The sequence below is a fragment of the Bowdeniella massiliensis genome (assembly GCF_023634005.1).
In the GTDB taxonomy this organism is placed as follows: domain Bacteria; phylum Actinomycetota; class Actinomycetes; order Actinomycetales; family Actinomycetaceae; genus Bowdeniella; species Bowdeniella massiliensis.
Genome location: NZ_JALIQR010000005.1, coordinates 1 through 19,170 on the forward strand (window position 1 = coordinate 1; position 19,170 = coordinate 19,170).

A 19,170-nucleotide genomic window follows, 5' to 3' on the forward strand; every position below is an offset into this window, starting at 1 on the left:
TGGGTATCTGGGTCCAAGACACCGAAGGGTCAGCATTCTGGGCCCACGTGTGCGCGGACCTGGCCAACCGGGGCGTGGCCGATGTGCTGATCGTGTGCTGTGACGGGCTTCAAGGCCTGCCAGAAGCCATCGAAGCGACCTGGCCGGACTCGATGGTCCAGACCTGCGTGGTCCACCTGATCCGGGCCTCGATGCGGTTCGTGGCCTACCAAGACCGGAAGAAAGTCTCGGCTGCGATCAAACCGATCTACACTGCCCCAAGCGAGGAAGCCGCACTGGCGGCCTTGGGTGAGTTTGAGGCATCCGCTCTGGGACAGAAGTACCCCTCGTCGGTCGCGACCTGGGAGAAAGCCTGGGACCGGTTCACCCCGTTCCTGCAGTTCCCGCCGATGCTCCGCAAGGTCATCTACACGACGAACTCCATCGAGTCGTTGAACTATCAACTACGGAAGGTGACGAAGAATCGGGGCCATTTCCCGTCAACGGACGCGGCCGTCAAACTCCTGTGGTTGGCGATCTGCAATATCGAGGACAAGCGAGCGATCGAGCGAGACAAAGAACGAGGCAAACCCCGCGAGCAACGCAAAGCACACGGCCGGCTCGTCGAGGGCCAAATCGTCACGAACTGGAAACAAGCACTCGCCCAACTCGCAGCCGCCTACCCAGACCGTATCAACCCCTACTTGTAACCAATCAACTTACACAAAAAACTTGACAGGCCCAAGGATTCCCTGCTAGATATTCTCCATCGGTTCGTCCAGTTCATTCCGCACGAGAGCGACCGGCGCAAAGACAAGTTGATCTTCCCGCGCTACCACCAGCTTGATGCCGTGCGTGCGCTCGTGGCCGACGCCAAAATCCACGGTGCAGGGAAGAATTATCTGGTTCAGCACTCGGCCGGGTCAGGCAAGTCGAACACTATTGCGTGGCTTGCCCACCACTTGTCGAACCTGCACGATGACCAGCAGCGCGCAGTCTTTGACTCGATCATTGTGATCACAGACCGGCGCGTGCTGGACAAACAGCTACAAGACACGATCTACGCGATGGACCACACCGCTGGCGTGGTGGTGAGGGTCGATAAGAACGCCCGCCAACTGACAGAGGCGCTCGCCGATGGTGCGAAGATCATCATTTCCACGTTGCAGAAGTTCCCCTTTGTCGACGTGAGCAATGTGGCGACGACTGGTAAGCGCTTCGCGGTCATCGTTGATGAGGCGCACTCGTCACAGACAGGCGAGGCGTCGGAGAAGCTCAAGCAAGTGCTCGCAGACACCGCCACTGCTGGCAAGGAATCTGAGGAGGACCTGCTTGAACGCTATGCGGCCGCCGAAGCCCAGATCGAAGCGGAACAGCTAGAGATTGATGAGCAGATCGCCGAAGAGCTGCGCACACAGGGCCGTCAGCAGAACCTGTCGTTCTTCGCGTTCACTGCGACGCCGAAACAGAAGACGCTAGAGATATTCGGCACTCCGGTACAGGATGCTACTCCACGCCCGTTCCACGTGTACTCAATGCGTCAAGCGATCGAAGAGGGCTTCATCCTCGACGTTCTGAAGAACTACACCACGTACCAGACGTATTACCGGGTCGGGAAGACCACGGCTGAGGACCCTAAGTACTCCACCAAGCAGGCGAACAAAGCTCTGGGAAAGTATCTGAGCCTGCACCCGTATAACTTGCGGCAAAAAGCGGAAATCATCATCGAGCACTTCCGCACCAACGTTGCCCACAAGATTGGCGGGAACGCTAAGGCGATGCTCGTCACCGGCTCTCGCCTGCACGCGGTGCGCTACTATTTCGCCTTCCGTGACTACATTATGCAGAGAGGTTACACCGACCTTGGCGTGTTGGTGGCATTCTCTGGAACGGTCGAAGACGAGGGTGCCGAGTACACCGAAGAACAGCTCAACCAGATTCCAGAAGCGGAGCTACCCGAGAGATTTGCTACCGGCGAGTACCAGCTGCTGCTGGTTGCAGAGAAATACCAGACAGGCTTTGACCAGCCCCTGTTGCACACCATGTACGTGGATAAGAAACTCCACGGAGTGAAAGCCGTACAGACGCTATCGCGGATCAACCGTATGCACCCGGGAAAGACCGACACCTTCGTCCTCGACTTCGTCAACTCCGCAGAGGACATTCAAAGGTCCTTCCAGGACTACTACATCTCCACTGGTATCACGGAAGAAACCGACCCCAATATCGTCTACGACCTGTACCACTTCCTTGCCTCATACCATTTGTGGACAGACAAGGAAATCGAGGCTTTTGCCAAGGTGTTCTTCACCGAGCAAAAGAAGCAAACGAATCTCGACTTCAGCAAGCTCAACGCCTACCTTGACCCGGCGGTAGGCCGGTTCAACGAGCTTGACGAAGAAGACAAACTGGAAGTGCGGGCAAGGATGAACAAGTTCACCCGCAACTATGACTTCCTGACACATATCATCCGCTACGACGACGAGCGCCTCCACCGCTTTGCCGCATACGCCAGGCTCCTGGTGCGAAAGCTCCACATCGACGGTGACCCCGCGCCGAGCCTTGAGGACGAGGTTACCTTGCAGTACTACCGCCTCCAGCAGGTGTACGAAGGTTCGATCGACCTCGCTGATGAGGAAGGCGAACTGTCGAACAATCCCGATACGGGTGGGGCCAGTGAGGACGAGAAGGACACTTTGTCAAACATCCTCTCCAAGCTCAACGACCGCTGGGGCACCGAGTTCACCCACATGGACAAAGTCATCGAACAGCTCACCGAGGACATGGTTGACGACCCTGAGGTTCAGTCACGTGCCCACAACTCGCTGGACATGTTCGCCATTGTTTACGGCGAGCGCATCCAAGACATTGTGCTCGAACGGATGAGCCAAAACCAGGATTTTGCGATCAAGTACCTCTCCGATCCTCAGTTCAAAGCAGATGTTGACCGCGTGCTCTTGCCCCTGATTCACGACCGACTCAACCGCAAGGAGTAGCTACCCCGGGCAGCCTGCAGGACTGTTCGACGCGCCCCAAGAAGACTTCTTGCAACCCGCTCAATTCGCGTGTTCGCATGGTAGCGAACACGCTAGGAGGATAGATGAGCAACCAATTTGAGTTCGGGAGATTCGTGGCTCTTCGCAGATGAGGGGGTAGCTGGCTGAGCGCGTCGGTGGCCGGTTGAGGGTCGAGGTCTTCCGATGATGGAAGTTCTCACGCTGACCATCTGCCGGAAGACCTCGACGTGCTCCACGCTACCTTCGCGACCCCTGATCTGACCGTGTTCTGCCGTCTCGATGAGCTCGGCCTCCAAGCTGTTGGCCAGTGCCTTGAACCGGATCGTGCGGTGATTGAGTGCCGCGTCGCTGAACCGGATCCGTGGTGTCGGGGTTGCGGCGGCCAGGCGCTGTCCCGCGGAACGGACACGCGGTTGCTCGCGCACGAGCCGTTCGGTCACCGCCCGACCACGCTGCTGATCCGTGTCCGCCGTTACAGGTGTCCCGGTTGCGGGCGCTCCTGGCGCGAAGACATCACTGCGGCGGCACCTGCGCGGGCGAGGCTGTCCCGTCGCGGGATGCGGTGGGCACTGGAAGCGCTCGTGCTCGACCACCTCACCGTCGCCCGCGTCGCCGCGGGCCTTGGCGTGTCCTGGCACACCGCGAACAACGCGGTCCTTACTGAAGGACATCGAGTGCTCATCGACGATCCCGACCGGTTCGACGGCGTTCGGGTGATCGGCGTGGACGAGCATGTCTGGCGCCACACACGCCAGGGTGACCGCTACGTCACCGTGATCATCGACCTCACCCCGGTGCGCGAGAAGTCGGGACCATCGCGGCTCCGCCCTCGGCTTCCGGAACCTCACGAACTACATCGCCAGATCGCTCCTCGAGACCGGCGGGTTCAGAAACCACCTACACCCTCAAATGCGATGAGCCGGTTTGGTCGTTCATTTCCGGCCTCAAGCTGGGCGATGTGATGGGCTACATAGTCCTGATTCTCATCCCACTCGGAATCATCTTTGCGGATTCCGTTTGCAAACCAACCCACCACCCCGGGTTCACTTGCCGTTCACCGACGGTTGATGACCGATTCACCTCGGGAAGTTAGCTTAATCTCAAAAGATACTTTCTTTGGCCTTTGGGGTCAGATTTCTGCAGCTCTACCAGCGAAAGCGGTGTACTGCACCGAATACAAAGGACATCGCCGTGACAACCTCACCAGAAGCAACGAATACTTCGAAAACTCCGATGGTTCGCAGGCTTCTCAAGAAGGCCCCGCCTCAGATCCGAATTATCTTCGGCGTCCTCGGAGCACTCCTGCTCTTCGGGCTGTTCACCGTAGGGATGAGCCTGTTCATGCTCCTGATCGCAGTGATGTTGGAAGTGCCGTGGGTCGCATCAGGGATTCTCCTTGGGATCTTCCTCTTACTGCTCCTGCCATGCAAAGGGTGGACCGTGTTCGGTACCGGCCTGTTCATCATCGGGGCCATCGCCAGCGCGCTCGCCGACGTCCCCGGCAATCCGATCTACAACGCGCCGTTCGAAGCGCTGTTCCTCAACGAGGGCGAATACCTCTCCGCTAGCGTCATCATCGAACACCCCACTCAAGGCGAAACGGCCATCACCGGCGACAACATCATCGTGGACGCGGAGGGCAACAAGCTCCGCGACATCAACGACTTCCTCACGTTCCTCTACCGCCTGGTTCTGTATTCGGTCATCTACGGCGTACTCATCACCCTGCGCGGCTTCCTCACGAAATTTAAAACCACGTCCACGAGCGCCTCCCCGAGCGGATAAGGGTCAGTCAAGAGTCGTCTCAAGACGCCCTAGGCACGGCGGCGCCGGATCAGCTGGTGCATCCGCTGGCTGTTCGATGGTGGACTTCTTCTCCACCCCGAACGTCGGCCGCCGCATCTCAGCGATAGCTTCCCCATCATCGTTATGTGCGACAAGTCTGAAGGTGCGGGCACTCTGGTTGCCGTTCCCTGACTGCTTGGCGCGGGCCGTCGCGTCGATTATGTAGGTTATTGGCATACATCAGCTGCTCAACCTGATCGGAGAGGAATTTATAGAAGATGAAGCCGAGGATGTAATCCTTGTACTCCTGAGCCTCAATCTTCGACCGCATAGTGTTGGCCGACTCCCAAATGCGAGAGGCGAGTTGTCGTTTATCCACGTAGGTACTCCTGACGCTTACGCTACCCAAAATCTGGCGATCTCATACCACCCGCTACTCCGATACATACCGATGCAGTGATCGGCCTCAGCCCGTGTACGTGATCGTTGAATATGAAACAAAAAGTAACACAACGCAACGACGGCGATATCGTAAGTTCAGCGCAACTCGACACAGGTCGAAGGAGCATTGCACTCGGCTTCACCGGCAGTATGCGAGTGCCCATGAGCAGCTCCGTAATCCTCAACCGTATCGAAGCCACCATTCGGCCCACCCTCCTAGGGAGGTTGGGGGGGTAGATCCACCTATTGCCCTTTTCTCGAGATCCTCCTTTCACCGGAGTAGCGAAAAAACAATCAAGTTATGTCTGTGTAGTTCCTGCTAGCGCGGCGAACTCGTCGCCACACGCATTGCCTGATCCTGCCAAAACCTGCACGTCTCTTATCACCAGATTCTTACGACGAAATCTGGCAGCCCCTGTTTCGTGGAGGCGTATTCAACGAGTAGTCTCTGCGCTCCGTCCATATCAGAAGACTCCAGCACTCGATGGACAGCACAGCGGTCCCGGCTAACAATATCGATTGTGTCAATGCCCTCGATTGGTGCAGAGAGCTCGAAGACAAAGGTGTTGAGCGGAACATCATTATTGTCGAGGTTTTGCTCCCATAACACCTTCGTGTTCGCATCTCCCGATTCGCCCCCGTGATGTTTCCTATTTTGGGAGGAGCTCATAAATCCGAGATCCTCTACAGACCATGCGCCTTGTCTCGGCCCTCCACTGGAGCGGCGTACGAACCCCTCAGGACGTTTCAGAGACAAACTGATACGCGGCAAGGAACGTGGCTTCGCACTCTCCATCGATCGATATATCTCATGGTGGCTCAAGGCCCGGTCCCAAACAGTAATCGCGGCAATCCGCCCCGCAAAATAGTTCCCCATTCGTGGCGTGACACGTACCGCGCCGACAGTGAAGTCCGAAATCGATGTCGAGTTGAGCCCCTCATCGAAGACGTAGGGGGTTTTCGAGTAAGTCGTGCGATTCCCAATTGGCGGCGCGGGCTCTTGGTAATCTTCAAAAATGTCGGTTTTCAACGGGGTTGTCAAAGAACTGGTAGTCACGAACGAACTGGTCGTTGGCCTCGGCGAGAGCGAGCGTGTACCAGAGCTGTCCCATCGGGTACTCCGCTCCGGCTTCGGCGAGCGGTGTCATACCGGCTTCAACGAAAGCGTCCATCGCATCTTCAAGCTCGTCGAGAGTCGTAGGAATCTCAACGCCGACCTCATCAAAAAGCTTCTCGTTGTAGTAGACGAAGACGAACTCATCGTAGTTGGGGATGCCATACCAGCTTCCGCTTCCCATGAGATGCAGAGTTCACAGGCCCAGCGCCTACCGCAACTCCCACTGTTGTCGCTGGTATCGGACATGTGGAGAACTGCGGAGGAAACCGTTGGCGAGCGACGATAGAACCGGACTCCCATGGGCCGCTGCTCGTAGAGTTCGGCTAACCCTATCCTCGCGGCACGATCCCGCCTCCTCAGGGGGCGGGATCGTTGCGTCACGACCGCCCGTCACCCTCGCGCTGAATGGCCGCGAGCGCGTGCATCTGCTCCATATTCGCGGGGTACAGCGACTTATAAAGGCGGTAGAGCTCGTCGTATCGTGCGTAATCCTCCGCGTTCGGCTCGAGCGTCCGTGCGGGCGGATTCCACTCGTGCGCGGGGATCGGTTCGATCGCGCATGCGGCGAGCCATGCCATTCCAAAAGCGGCCCCGATGGTGTGCGTCGGGATGACCTGCGGCCGTCCAGTCACGTCCGAGACGATCTGCGTCCACAGATCTCCCTGGGTGCCGCCGCCGACGGCAATGATCCGCTCGATTTTGCCTCCGACAGCTTCGATCGCTTCGATGTTGTGGCGGACTCCCATGGCTGTGCCTTCGAGCGCTGCGCGGTAGAGGTCGCCCCGGGAGTGGTCGAGGGTTAAGCCGAGGATGAGTCCGCGGGCATCAGGATCGGAGATCGGGGTCCTCTCCCCCGCGAAATACGGCAGCATGATTAGGCCGTTCGCGCCGAGTCCCGATTGCCGAGCTTGCTCGGTGAGATCTGCATAATCCGCGTCGCCGAAGAGCCTGCGCAGCCAGCCGGTGATGGCACCCGATGTCGCCATTCCGCCGGCGACGTTTCGCGTATTGGGCAGAGCACCGACGGTGCCCCACAGCTCTTTCGACAGCACCGGCGAATCGACGGTGTTGATGAAGAACATCGTCGTGCCGTACATGAGCATGAGATCGCCGACGTTGTGGGCATCGACCGATAGCGCTTCGGACCATGCGTCAATCGTGCCGGTGACGACAGGAATCCCCTCGGGAAGGCCCGTTGCCGCATGGCCTTTCGCCGTCACTGTTCCGACGGTCTCGCCCGCCCAATAGAGCTCCGGCAGCTCGATCGCTGGGGCTGACTGCTTCGCCCAGGGCTCGTACCACGTGAGGGATTCCGTGTCGTAGAGCGGCGTGCACTGTGAGGCCGACTGATGATCGAGGGTGTACTGGGAGGTCAGCTGCCACACGAGGAAGGACGCCGGCATAAAGAACCGCTCGGCCCGGTCATAGACCTCTGGCTCATTGTCCTTCACCCAGAGAAACTTGGGGCCCGCCGCCTGCGAACTGAGGACGGATCCGCCTCGCTTGAGGATCTCTTCCTCTCCGCCGAGCTCCTCGGTGAGGCGAGAAACCTGGTCCATCGCTCGGGTATCGACTCCGTAGAGGATTGCTGGGCGTACTGGCTCCCCATCACGGGTTGTGAGCGCGACGCACGGCCCCATTCCTGAGACGCCAACCGAGACGACCTCGACCTCGGGATGTTGGTCTAGGAGCTCGTGGGCGACGTCGCAGAGCTCGGTCCACCAGATTCTCGGGTCCATTTCCACGTGCCCACTGTGGGGCCGCTGGACGTCGTGCGGGCGTTGGGCGGTTGCGAGGATCTCCCCGCTCAAGGTCGTGAGAACGCCCTTGCTGCTAGAGGTTCCTACGTCGAATCCAAAGACTGCCTTCACCACTACTCATCCACTTCGTTGTCGATTTCGTACTTCATGCGGACTCAAAAGCCTACTGCACCGCTGAGCGCCGATCCGAATACGCGACCGGGGTCATCTTCTCGGACTGACGATGACCCCGGTCTCTGCTATCGGCTTACAACCCCTTGGCTGCTCGCCGCAGGATCTCGCCTTCCGTTGCATTCGTCGTGGGCGTATGTCCCTTCAGGGGAACGATGCGCTCGTGGATGGTGTCAATCATCCAGTCGACCTGCGGGAAGTAGAGGTCTTCCAGCTCGGGGGCCGGAGTGACGTTGTTGCGCGATCCGACGACAGCCACGGGTGCATCGAGGTAATCGAAGGCCAGGGTTTGCATGTCGGAGGCAACCTGGTTGAGGAAGGAGCCGCGGGTGACCGCGTCGGAGGACAGCAGCAGGCGCCCGGTCTTCTTCACCGATTCCAGCAACGTGTCGTACTTCAGCGGACACAGGAAGCGAAGATCAATGACCTCAGCCTCCAGGCCGTACTTCTCTTTCAGCACGTCGGCGGCTTCCAGCGCGCGGTACAACGTCGCGCCAATGGTCGCGATGGTGATGTCCTTACCCTCGCGGCGGATGGCGGGCTCGCCTTCCTCGGTCTCGTAGTAGCCGGTCGGCACGCCCTCGGGCTCGAACTCTTCGCCCTTGTCGTACAGCAGCTGCGACTCCAGGAAGACCACCGGGTCGGTACCGCGCAGGGCAAGGTTGAGCATGCCCTTGGCGTCCGTCGGAGTGGCCGGGAAGTAGACCTTCAGGCCAGGGATGTGGGCGACGATCGAGGACCAGTCCTGCGAGTGCTGGGCGCCGTACTTGTTACCGACCGACACGCGCATGACGAGCGGCATTTTCAGCAGGCCTGCGCTCATCCCCTGCCACTTGGCGGCCTGGTTGAAGATCTCATCGCCGGCGCGTCCGAGGAAGTCACAGTACATGAGTTCAACGACCGCGCGGCCGCCGGACAGTGCGTAGCCAACTCCTGCGCCGATGATGGCGGCTTCCGAGATCGGCGAGTTGAACAGGCGGCGGTAGGGCAACAGTTCGGTCAGGCCACGGTAGACCGCGAACGCACCGCCCCAGTCGCGGTTTTCCTCGCCCCATGCGGCCATGGTCGGGTCGGTCGCAAAGCCGTGGGCCATGGCCTCAAAGAGCGCATCGCGGAAGGAGAACATCCGGATCTTGGAGACCGGCTTGCCGTCCTCGGTGTGCGAAGTGCGGATCTTCTTGGCCAGCGACTTGACGCGGTCGTTGTCCTCGAGCGGCTGGGAGAGCTCGACCTCGGCGTCCGAGAGCTTGGGCTCGTTGCCGTTGGAATACAGGATGGACTCCATGAACGAGGCATCCACGCGCGGGCAGGCCTCGTCGTCGATCGTCAGCGCGAGGACCTTGGTTAGGCGCTCGTCGATCTCTTCGGTCATCTGGTCGACCTCGGAGCGCTTGAGGACCTTCTTCTTCACGAGCAGGTCGCCGAAATCCTTGATCGAATCGACGCTCTCCCACAGTTCGACCTCTTCGCGGGTGCGGTAGGAGGAGGCATCCGAGGGCGAGTGGCCGGCGTAGCGGTAGGTGATGGTGTCCATGAGGACCGGGCCGCGGCCAGCCAGCAGGAGTTCCTTCTTGCGGCGCACGGCATCGGCGACGGCGAGCGGGTTGTAGCCATCGACTCGCTCGGCGTGCATCTGGTCGACGTTCACGCCGGCGCCGACGCGGGCGAGGATGTCGTAGCCCATCGTCTCGCCGGAGGTTTGGCCGCCCATGCCGTAGAAGTTGTTGAAGAAGTTGAACAGGATCGGCGGGTTGCCGCCGTCCTCTTCGCGCCACAGGGTGCGGAACTGGTCCATAGCCGCGAACGACATGGCTTCCCATACCGGGCCACAGCCCATGGAGGCGTCACCGATGTTGGCGATGACGATGCCGGGTTCCCGGTTGATGCGCTTGTACAGCGCCGACCCTTGCGCGATTGGCGCCGAGCCGCCGACGATCGCATTGTTCGGCATGGAGCCGAACGGGGCGAAGAAGGCGTGCATCGAGCCGCCCATGCCGCGGTTGAAGCCTGCGGAGCGAGCAAAGATCTCGGCTAGGGTTCCCACGAGGATGAAGTTCTCGACGAGGTCTAACTCGCCGTCATACGGGATCTTCTCGGCTAGGCGCAGTGTGTCGCCGTCGAGGAAGTCCTTCATGATCGACTGGATCTTCGGCATCTCGATCGAGCGGGAGGCTGAGAAGCACTTGGCCAGGATTTCGCCATGGGAGCGGTGGGAGCCGAAGACGAAGTCCTCGGCACCGAGCTCGGCGGCCTGCCCAACGGCGGCGGCCTCCTGACCCATCGACAGGTGGGCCGGGCCGCGGTGGTTGTATTCGATGCCGTTGAATCCGCCGGTCTTCTTGATCGAGTCCAGCATCGATTCGAATGCGCGGATGGCGATCATGTCGCGCAGCATGTTCTTCAGGCCATCCTTGCCGTGATGCTTCAGCTCGGCCTTGAAGTCCATCTCGTAGGCGTTGACCGGGATATCGGAAAACGTGATGGATTGGGATTTCCGGACGTCGGCCGGATCAACAATGAGGTGCTTGGTCATGTCCTATTCACTTACCTTCGTGGGTTAATCGGCGATGGCCCAGGCCGCTTCGCGGATACCCTCGGAGACGGTCGGGTGGGGGAAGATGACCTGCCGTAGGTCATCGATACTGAGTTCTTGTTCGAGGGTGGCGGCCGCGCCCCAGATGGTCTCGGGTGCGTAGTTGCCGACCATGTGGATGCCGCGGATAACGCGGCTGTCAGCTTCGGCGATGAGCTTGACGGCTCCGGGCTCCTTCACGCCGTTTTCGGCGACGAAGCGACCCGACAGGACGAGCGGGACGGTCACCGTCACCGGCTCGATTCCCTGGTCTGCCAGCTGGGCTTCTGTCAGGCCGACGCCGGCGGCTTCCGGCAGCGAGTAGACGGCCCAGGGAATGCACTCTTCGCGCAGCACCTGGCCATCGGCCTTCGCCTTGGCGCCATCGATGATGTGGGCCGCGGCGATCTCGCCCATCCGGTAGGCGGCGTGCGCGAGTAGCGAGCGTCCGGTGACATCGCCGACCGCCCAGACGTTCGGCAGGTTGGTGCGCATCGTGTCATCGACGCGCACGCCGCGCCGGTCCAGTTCCAGTCCAGCCTCGTCAGCGCCCCAGCCCTCGGTCGCGGGCTTGCGGCCGACGGCCATGAGGACGACGTCCGCTTCGAGCGTGTTGGTCTTGCCCTCGGGATCGGTGAAAACGACTGTAGAGCCCTTGATCTCGGTGACCTGGCATCCGAGGTGGAAGGAAACGCCGGGCATCGCCGAGCGCAGCAGGGAGCCCAGCTCGTCGTCCATGAAGGGCACGATCTCCGGGAGCATCTCGATGACGTGGACCTCGGTTCCTAGCGCGCCAAAGATCGAGGCGAATTCAACGCCGATGACGCCGCCGCCGATGATGACGAGGCGCTTGGGCAGCTCCGAGATTTCGAGCAGGCCGGTGGAGTCCACGACGGCGGGGTTGTCCTGCGCGCCCGGGATGGGCGGCATGACCGGCACCGAGCCGGTGGCAACGATGACGTGCTCGCAGCTGAGTTCCTCATCGCCGACCCGGACCTTGCCGGGGCCAACGAGGCTGGCATGCGCATTGCGGACATCGACCTTGCCGCGCTTGAGCAGCTGGCGCACACCGCCAACGAGCGTCGCGACGGTCTGCGCCTTCCACGCCTGCATGGTCTCCCAGTTGGCGCTCACGCCCTGAACGCTCACGCCGAACTTCTCGGATTCCAGCGCGTGGCGGTAGAGCTTGGCGGAGTTCAGCAGCGACTTCGTCGGGATGCAGCCCACGTTCAGGCAGGTGCCGCCGACGGTGTCCTGTTCGGCGACGCAGACCTTCTTGCCGGCGTGGGCGAGGCGCTCGGCGGCGATGTAGCCGCCCGGTCCCCCGCCGATGATGATGACGTCGTAATCCATGACCATCCCCTAGCCGATGACCGTGAGGTCGATGTTCTCGATCGCGGCGACGAGGTCGCGCAGGAAGCGTGCCGCGTCGGCGCCGTCGACGACCTGGTGATCGGCCGTGAGGGAGAATCCGATTCGCTGCTCGACGACGACGTTCCCTTCGGCATCCGTCGTGGCGCGCGGCGAGATGGTGTTGACGCCGAGAATGCCGGTTTGCGGGACGTTAATGATCGGGGTGAAGGACTCGATGCCGAAGGCGCCGAGGTTGGAGACGGTGAAGGTCGCGCCCGAGAGGAGTTCGGGATCGATCTTGCCGCCGATCGCCTGGCTGGCGAGGTCCTTCGTGGTGGCCGACAGTTCGCGGATGCCCATGGCGCTCGCGTTGCGGATCGTGGGAACGAGCAGGCCGCGGGGCGTGTCGACGGCAAGGCCCAGGTGGACGGCCGCGAACTCGGTGAGGGTGCCGCCCTCGAGGTGAGCGTTCAGCACCGAGTGCGAGGCGAGCGTCTTGACCGTGGCGAAGCAGACGAGGTCGCCGATCGTGATGGCCGAGTAGCCGAGCGCCGGGTCCGAGTTCTTGAACCGGGCGCGCAGTGCGAGCAGGGCCGCGGCGTTGGCGCTCGTGGTGTAGGACAGCTGCGCGGAGGTCTCCAGCGCATTGCGCATCCGGTCCGCGATGAGCTTGCGAACGCCCTTGAGTGGGGTCTGCGTCCTCGCGCCCGGGTAGTCGCGGCCGGTCGCTGCGGGAAATGCCGCTGCCGGCTCGGCCGCGCCTTCGAGGTCGCTGCGGCGCACGCGGCCGCCGAGCCCGGTGCCCTGGACCTCGCCCGGCCGGTACTCGCCGCTCGCCTTGACGGCAGCGCTCGCGCCGCGGCCGCTGGCCGCTGCCGCAACGACATCCTGCTCGATGATGCGCCCGTGGGGTCCGGTGCCGCTAACGGAATCGAGGTCGATGCCCTCGTGGCTGGCGCGGCCGCGCGCCCGCGGGCTTGCCGGCGCGCCGGCGACGGGTGCCGGGCGCTCGGCGGCCTCGGGGGCCGCCGGTTCGCTCGTGGTGGCTGTCTCATCGGCTTCGGGGGTGAGCGGATCCTCGCTCGACTCGTCGACCTCGCCGGCTTCGCCGGTGGTCTGCGGTTCGATGCCGAGCTCCTTCAGCGCGGCCTCGGCGTTTTCGTCCGCGTTGCCGATAAGGATGATGGGGTCCTTGACTGGGACCTCATCGCCTTCCTCGGCGAGCAACGCGAGCACGGTGCCGCTGACGCCCGATTCCACGTCGATCGTGGACTTATCGGTTTCTGCTTCGCACAGGACGGTGCTGGCTTCGACGCTATCGCCGACCGCCACATTCCAGGACACGAGGATGCACGATTCGACGGTGTTACCCGCCTGCGGCATCACAACGGTTTGGGCCATGATTCCTCCTAGACGGCACGCACGTCGGCGTGCTCTGACACCTCATCGACCGCGCCCTCGGGTAGATCGGTGTCGGTGATAATTCCGGTGAGCTCGGATAGTCCGAGCACGTTGACGAAGCCTGCGCGCCCATATTTCGATGAGTCGGTCAGGAGCCAGGTTTCAGTTGCTGCCTCATGCATCGCAGTGATGATGTCGGCGCCTTCCGCGAACTCGGTTGTCAGGCCGTCGCGCGAAAAGCCGTCGGTGCCGACGAAGGCGAGGCGGACGTTGTAGTCGCGGATCGAACGGATCGCTCCCGAGCCGACGAGCGACTCGCTTTCGCGGTGGAAGGATCCGCCCGTCACGATGATGTGCAGTTCGGGGTTGACGCGCGCTTGGTTGAGCACGAGCGTCGAGTTCGTCACGATCTTGATGTTGCGCCGGCCGGTCAAGAATCGCGGGAGCAGCGAGGTGGTCGTCCCGGCCTCGATCATGATGGTGTCGCCATCACGCACGAGCGCCGCGGCGGCCTGCGCGATGCGTTCCTTTGCCTCGGCGTTTTCGCCGCGGCGCTCGAGCACGTGCTGGATCGAGGATGGGCGGGCACCGCCGTGCGTGCGCATGAGCAGGCCGCGCGATTCCAGGTGACGCAGGGTGTTTCGGACAGTTACCTCGGAGACATCGAATTCCTTGGCAAGATCCGCCACGTACACCTGGCCATCGCGGCCCAAGCGATCGAGAATGAGCGCTTCTCGCTCGCGCCGATCCCCGTTCATGATCCTCACTGACCTACTTTCGCTTCACTTTCGATCCTATTCCGACTACCTTTCGGTCGCAATAGCTTCGACAGTTTTTCGTGCGTCAGTTTCCGTTCCCGCCACGCAGCAGCTCCTCCTCTGCGGCCCGCGTCCACAGCCCGCCCTCGAGCTTGGCGGCGACCTCGGGCAGCTGGTCGGCAAGGTCCTTCAGCGAGATGAGGGGCAGGTCGTGCAGCTGCGGGTAGACCATGATCTTGCCGCCGGAGGTCCGATTGATGACGGCGTTGATCGCGTCGTTGAACCCGGCCATGCCGGTGATCGAGTCGAGCGAGATCGTCGTATCGTAATCGCCGCGCTCGATCTTGTTCACAACCGTGCGCATATCGGAGACGTCCGAGCCCGAGGTGCCGATCATGAAGATCTGGCGCTCGATGACGCCTTGGACGTCGATCTCGGCGAGCGTGCCGGCGGGAATGCCTGCGAAGGCGTTGACGATCGCACCTTCGCCGGCGATGGTGACGGCCTCGGCGATGAGGGCCGGCGCCGGCACCATGACGACGACGTAGGAATAGCCGGCTTCGAGCTGCTGCTCGCTCGTATTGAGGTAGGTGACGGGCACGCCCGTCTCGGCTGCGACCGGGTCGATGACGCTCGCGAGGTGCTCGAGCCGGGAGGCCGACAGGTCGGTGGCGTCGATCGAGATATCGGGCAGGCCAAGGACGACGGCGCGCATGGTGTGCATAAGGCCCATGGGCCCGGCCGCACCCATGATCGCGAGCTTGTCGCCGGCGCGCACCTCCCCCGTCTCGGGGATCCAGGCGTAGCCGGCCGCCGGGTCGGAGCCCGTGGTGCCGCAGTAGCGGATGAAATCGTAGTGGACGCGGCCGACGTCGACCTTCGTGACGCCCTCGATCCGCTTGCCGCCAAGCACGATGTTGAAGATCGAGCGGGCGGCAAGGCGGGCGCCCAGGTCCGTGATGACGCCGGCATCGGCGCCGAAGTAGATGATGTCATCGAAGCGCTGCTCGCCGAGCTCGGCTAGGCTCGCAGTGGTCGTTGCGGCAACGCCCAGGGCCTCACCGGTAGTCCCGACGGCGGTAATCTCGCCCGGGGCCGCCTCCGATACCAGGGCCGCGATCGAGGAGACGGCAGCATCCGCGTCGGCGACGACGAGGAGATGGCCGCCAGCCTTGAGCGTGCGGCGCTCCCGCCACGCGTAGGCGCCCTCGACGGTTGCCCACGGTTCGATCAATCCGATCGCTGCGGCAGTTGGCTCTTCGGCGACGCGGATGAGGAACTCATCGCCGTTAGGAGCAACGATGCACCGCTCGTCGACGACGACAAATTCCTGCAGGGCGCCTTCAAAGTTGTAGCCGAAGGCGGCGTTCGACTTCGCCGTCGGCAGGTGCTTCCAGTCCGCCTGGACAAGGACGCGCTCGCCCACTCGGAAGTGGGTCACCTTCTCGCCGACCTCAATGATGCGGGCGACGGGCTCGTGCCCGGGCACGGTGGGAAGGCTACCCGGCTGGTAGCCGGGGATCTCAGCGAGTTCTTCTTCCGTCAGGCCTGCAACGACCTCGGACTTGCGGGGGTGGGCGTCGAAGGCGTGCAGCAGCTTGGTGTCGGAAAAACAGATGCCGCATGCTTCGATCTGCAGCATGATCCCGTGCGGGCCGACGCTCGCGACGGGCTTTGCGGGATTGATGGTGATCTCATCGACGCCAGTGAACTGGACGGCGTACTGGGTGGAGGGCACAACACTCATCGGGGCATTCCTTAATTCAGCATGTTCTGGCCGCCGGTGACAGGCAGCGCCTGCCCGGTCTCGTAGGCCTGTTCGGTCAGGTAGAAGATGGCTCGCGCAAGGTCGATCGGCAGGCAGCCGCGACGCATCGGGACCTTGGCTTCGTAAAACTCTCGGACGTCGTCGATCGTTTGGGCGCCCGGGACCTTGCCTGCGCGCAGATATTGCACGAACAGGCCGCGCTCCGGGTCGGTCCACAGCGGCCCGTCGAGGTAATTGCCCGGGCAGACCGCGTTGACCTTGATGCCATGGTCGATCAGTTCGAGCGCGAAGGACTGGGTGAGGCCAATGCCGCCGAACTTGGATCCGGCGTAGGCGAAGTTTCGCTTCGAGCCCTCCAGCCCCGATTTGGAGTTGACCTCGACGATGTCGAGCAGGCGGGAGGGGTCGGCTTCGAACTGGGCGGCCATGACGGGCGCGACCGCGCGCACGCACAGGAAGTAGCCGCGGTAGTTGACGTTGGTGACGAGGTCAAAGTCCGCAACCGGCTGGGTCATGACGCTCTCGGCGCGCAGCACGCCAGCGTTGGAGACGAACAGGTCGATACCGCCGAAGGTGGCGACGACCTCGGCGATGGCCTCCTTGCAGGAGGCTTCGTCGGAGACGTTGATGGCCATGGCGCGGGCCCGACCCTCGCCGTACTGCCCCTCGAGGCGTTCGGCTTCGGCGCACGCGAGGTCGATGTTGAGATCGGCGAGGACGACGGTGGCGCCCTCGGCCAGGAGGTGCTCGCTGATGCCGAGCCCGAAGCCCTGGGCGGCGCCCGTGACGACAGCGATCTTGCCGGAGAGCCGGCCGGCGACCGACAGTGGCTGCCCAATCGCGTAGAGCGCGCCGCCAGCCACGACGAGCTGCGGGTCGTCGCCGTGCTCCTCGCGATAGCGCGCGAGGGACTCGCGCAGCTCGGCGATGTCTGCGGCGGCGGAGACCTCCCACGCGCCAGCAAGGTCGGCGTCGGCGGCGTCATCGGTCACAACGATCGCCGGACCGGCCTCGGTTGCGAACAGGCCTCGCAGCTTCGGCGCGAGGAGATCCGGCTCGGATCGGCGCGCGGCGCCAGCCGCGGCGCGGATGAGGCGATCGCCCTCTGCCCGCAGCTCATCGACGTCGCCGACGACGCTGCCATCCTCGCCGATATAGCCGGGCTGACCGTTGCGCGTGCGCTCCTGATGCGCGGCGACCACGCAGGTCGCGTCGTAAAAGGCCTGCCGCGCCATGTCGGACAGCGGGCCGTCGGCGCAGTGCGGCAACAGTGGGAGCCGCTCCTGCGTGTTGTGCTCGGTCCCGGCCATGACAATGATGCCGGCGGCGGTGAGTTCGGTGACGTAGCGGTCGACGATCTCGCTGCGGTTGCGGTTCGGGATGAGCTCGACGGCGAAGATGCCGCGCGCTTTGAGGTGGCCAGCAAGGACATCGGGCGTCCACTCAAACTCCGAAAGTTCAGGGGCGCCATCGGCCAGGATTGGGAAGGTCGGGATGCCGCCCATCTCGAGGATGTAGCGGTAGGCGTCGGAGAAATCGAGCGGGACCTCGGGCGCATATCCGGGGGTACCGGACTTCATGAGCCGCGAGCGAATCTCGCCTTGGGTCGCAACCGAATCCGCGGGATCCTGGTTCGGCTCGCCGCCGTAGAGCGCTCCAAGCGTCGCGGCGCGCTCACTTTCCGGCAGCTTGTCGATCTCATCGGCCACCGCACGCGCAATGTGGCGCTCCTGCAGCGAGACCCATTCGGCGGGGACACCGCCGCGCTGTGCAACCTCGGCCTCGATGTCGCTGGTCTTCAGGCCGGGCGCCACGCCGTGCTCGCGCAGGTGGGCATCGAGCCGCTCCACCATGAGGCCCGAGCGCTCATCGTTGCCGGTGCGGATGTCGCGAGCGATGGTCTCGGCGAGGTCGGACTTGGTGCGGAACGGGTCAATCCCCTTGCCGCACAGGTAGATGCGTCCCGGGTTGACCGGATCGTTGACCTTCACGCCCGCCGCCGCCAACTCCTCATCGAGCGTGATGAACTCCAGGCCGAACAGGGGCACGATGCCCGCGTCCTCGGCGAGCGTCGCGAATGTCGAATAGACCTGCTGGTCAAAGAAATTGGAGACCCCGAGCGCGGCGACGCCTTGCGCGGCGGCCTCGGCTACCGCATCTTCGGGGCTGGAAAACGCGGAGAAGTTGGGCGGAATGTGGACGTGTGTATTAACAACGGGCGGCTGCGACATACCTAATCCTTCGGGTTACAAAATCTCGACGTGATCGCGGAAGGGATCAAGCAGGGGGTCGTCCGGATCCAGTTCCGTGACGAGTACGTCGATCTCGGACAGCGGGAGGGACAAATTGGCGGCGGTCGTCATGAACTTCGACGAATCCGTGGCGAGCACAATCTCACCGGAGCGAACCCGCAAGGCCCGCTTAAACGCGGCAGTTTCGATCGTCGAATCTGTGGCACCAAACTCGGGGTGCAAGGCTGAGATCGAGATGAAGGACCGCGCGAAGTAGAAATCCTCCAGTGCCTTCAGTGCCACGGGCCCCACGAGGTTGTCGGTCGCCTCTTCCAGTTCGCCACCGGAGAGCACGACACGCTTGGCCTTGCCTCGCATGGCCAGGAAGTTCTCGATGCCGGTGGTAAAGACCTCGACATCAAGCGCATCAGATCGCAACGCGAAGGCGTGCAGTGTGGTGGACGAGTCCATCCCGATCATCCCGCGCGCCGGAATGAGGGCACCGAGCTTGCTCGCGATCTTGATCTTGGCGGAGCGGTTCATCGCGACGCGGCGCTCGAAGCGTTCTGGTTCCACGGAGACAGCTCCCCCGCGAACCCGTTTGACCAGGCCGCGTGATTCCAGCTGCTGCAAGTCGCGGCGGATTGTCATTTCCGAGACGCCGCATGCTTCGGCCGCTTCTGCCAGATCGAGCGATCCGCTCTTTTCCAGCAGGTCGGTCAAAACTGCGTGGCGCTTCTCTGCGCTGAGTGAGCCAATAGCCATCGACTATCCCATCTGCTTGTTAGATCATGTTAAGTCTAACAGCTCCGAACAT

Annotated in this window: 14 protein-coding genes and 1 pseudogene; 4 read left to right on the forward strand and 11 right to left on the reverse strand. The window is 62.5% G+C overall.

Annotated elements, in window-relative coordinates; genetic code table 11:
* The 4 genes and pseudogenes from MUN85_RS04230 to MUN85_RS04245 all read left to right on the forward strand — a co-directional run.
* Nucleotides 1–689 (forward strand): IS256 family transposase (locus MUN85_RS04230; RefSeq protein ID WP_250505531.1); only part of this gene is annotated, 689 nt, incomplete at its 5' end.
* 108 nt (nucleotides 690–797) lie between these two features.
* Nucleotides 798–2,975, forward strand: coding sequence for a type I restriction endonuclease subunit R (locus MUN85_RS04235; protein ID WP_284500907.1), 2,178 nt, complete (start codon nucleotides 798–800; stop codon nucleotides 2,973–2,975).
* A gap of 248 nt (nucleotides 2,976–3,223) precedes the next feature.
* A pseudogene (locus MUN85_RS04240) lies at nucleotides 3,224–3,820 on the forward strand (transposase family protein); the annotation flags it as partial.
* A 367-nt stretch (nucleotides 3,821–4,187) separates the two neighbouring features.
* Nucleotides 4,188–4,781: a hypothetical protein gene (locus tag MUN85_RS04245; protein ID WP_250505533.1), complete on the forward strand. Its 594-nt coding sequence runs from the start codon at nucleotides 4,188–4,190 to the stop codon at nucleotides 4,779–4,781.
* 142 nt (nucleotides 4,782–4,923) lie between these two features.
* On the opposite strand, the gene MUN85_RS04250 is transcribed toward MUN85_RS04245, so the two are convergent.
* From MUN85_RS04250 to MUN85_RS04300, 11 genes are all read right to left on the reverse strand, one after another.
* A complete protein-coding gene (locus MUN85_RS04250) occupies nucleotides 4,924–5,160 on the reverse strand; it encodes a type I restriction-modification system subunit M N-terminal domain-containing protein (protein WP_348647944.1) in 237 nt (78 codons plus the stop codon).
* A 444-nt stretch (nucleotides 5,161–5,604) separates the two neighbouring features.
* The gene (locus tag MUN85_RS04255) at nucleotides 5,605–6,252 is read right to left on the reverse strand and encodes a hypothetical protein (protein ID WP_250505534.1); all 648 of its coding nucleotides are present in this window, start codon (nucleotides 6,250–6,252) and stop codon (nucleotides 5,605–5,607) included.
* Nucleotides 6,233–6,520 (reverse strand): extracellular solute-binding protein, encoded by a 288-nt coding sequence (locus tag MUN85_RS04260; RefSeq protein WP_250505535.1) that lies wholly within the window; start codon nucleotides 6,518–6,520, stop codon nucleotides 6,233–6,235. The genes MUN85_RS04255 and MUN85_RS04260 overlap by 20 nt, the downstream gene beginning before the upstream one ends.
* Nucleotides 6,521–6,716: 196 nt before the next feature.
* Nucleotides 6,717–8,213, reverse strand: a complete 1,497-nt coding sequence (locus MUN85_RS12880; RefSeq protein WP_250505536.1) for an FGGY-family carbohydrate kinase — start codon at nucleotides 8,211–8,213, stop codon at nucleotides 6,717–6,719.
* 133 nt (nucleotides 8,214–8,346) lie between these two features.
* On the reverse strand, nucleotides 8,347–10,803 hold the full coding sequence (locus MUN85_RS04270) for an alpha-ketoacid dehydrogenase subunit alpha/beta (RefSeq protein ID WP_250505537.1): 2,457 nt from the start codon (nucleotides 10,801–10,803) through the stop codon (nucleotides 8,347–8,349).
* A 24-nt stretch (nucleotides 10,804–10,827) separates the two neighbouring features.
* Nucleotides 10,828–12,195, reverse strand: coding sequence for a dihydrolipoyl dehydrogenase (lpdA, locus tag MUN85_RS04275; RefSeq protein ID WP_250505538.1), 1,368 nt, complete (start codon nucleotides 12,193–12,195; stop codon nucleotides 10,828–10,830).
* A gap of 9 nt (nucleotides 12,196–12,204) precedes the next feature.
* Nucleotides 12,205–13,596, reverse strand: coding sequence for a dihydrolipoamide acetyltransferase family protein (locus tag MUN85_RS04280; protein WP_250505539.1), 1,392 nt, complete (start codon nucleotides 13,594–13,596; stop codon nucleotides 12,205–12,207).
* An 8-nt stretch (nucleotides 13,597–13,604) separates the two neighbouring features.
* Nucleotides 13,605–14,354, reverse strand: a complete 750-nt coding sequence (locus MUN85_RS04285) for a DeoR/GlpR family DNA-binding transcription regulator (RefSeq protein ID WP_250505540.1) — start codon at nucleotides 14,352–14,354, stop codon at nucleotides 13,605–13,607.
* An 85-nt stretch (nucleotides 14,355–14,439) separates the two neighbouring features.
* The gene (locus tag MUN85_RS04290) at nucleotides 14,440–16,101 is read right to left on the reverse strand and encodes an alcohol dehydrogenase catalytic domain-containing protein (RefSeq protein ID WP_250505541.1); all 1,662 of its coding nucleotides are present in this window, start codon (nucleotides 16,099–16,101) and stop codon (nucleotides 14,440–14,442) included.
* A gap of 11 nt (nucleotides 16,102–16,112) precedes the next feature.
* Nucleotides 16,113–18,353, reverse strand: a complete 2,241-nt coding sequence (locus MUN85_RS04295; RefSeq protein ID WP_250505542.1) for an SDR family NAD(P)-dependent oxidoreductase — start codon at nucleotides 18,351–18,353, stop codon at nucleotides 16,113–16,115.
* A 15-nt stretch (nucleotides 18,354–18,368) separates the two neighbouring features.
* Nucleotides 18,369–19,118, reverse strand: coding sequence for a DeoR/GlpR family DNA-binding transcription regulator (locus MUN85_RS04300; RefSeq protein ID WP_250505543.1), 750 nt, complete (start codon nucleotides 19,116–19,118; stop codon nucleotides 18,369–18,371).
* Nucleotides 19,119–19,170: the final 52 nt, after the last annotated feature.

Bases quoted from the DNA above. Each gene is read 5' to 3' on its own strand.
- MUN85_RS04260 (WP_250505535.1), bottom strand. From the start codon at position 6,520: ATGGGAAGCGGAAGCTGGTATGGCATCCCCAACTACGATGAGTTCGTC.
- MUN85_RS04270 (WP_250505537.1), bottom strand. From the start codon at position 10,803: ATGACCAAGCACCTCATTGTTGATCCGGCCGACGTCCGGAAATCCCAA.
- lpdA (WP_250505538.1), bottom strand. From the start codon at position 12,195: ATGGATTACGACGTCATCATCATCGGCGGGGGACCGGGCGGCTACATC.
- MUN85_RS04280 (WP_250505539.1), bottom strand. From the start codon at position 13,596: ATGGCCCAAACCGTTGTGATGCCGCAGGCGGGTAACACCGTCGAATCG.
- MUN85_RS04285 (WP_250505540.1), bottom strand. From the start codon at position 14,354: ATGAACGGGGATCGGCGCGAGCGAGAAGCGCTCATTCTCGATCGCTTG.
- MUN85_RS04290 (WP_250505541.1), bottom strand. From the start codon at position 16,101: ATGAGTGTTGTGCCCTCCACCCAGTACGCCGTCCAGTTCACTGGCGTC.
- MUN85_RS04295 (WP_250505542.1), bottom strand. From the start codon at position 18,353: ATGTCGCAGCCGCCCGTTGTTAATACACACGTCCACATTCCGCCCAAC.
- MUN85_RS04300 (WP_250505543.1), bottom strand. From the start codon at position 19,118: ATGGCTATTGGCTCACTCAGCGCAGAGAAGCGCCACGCAGTTTTGACC.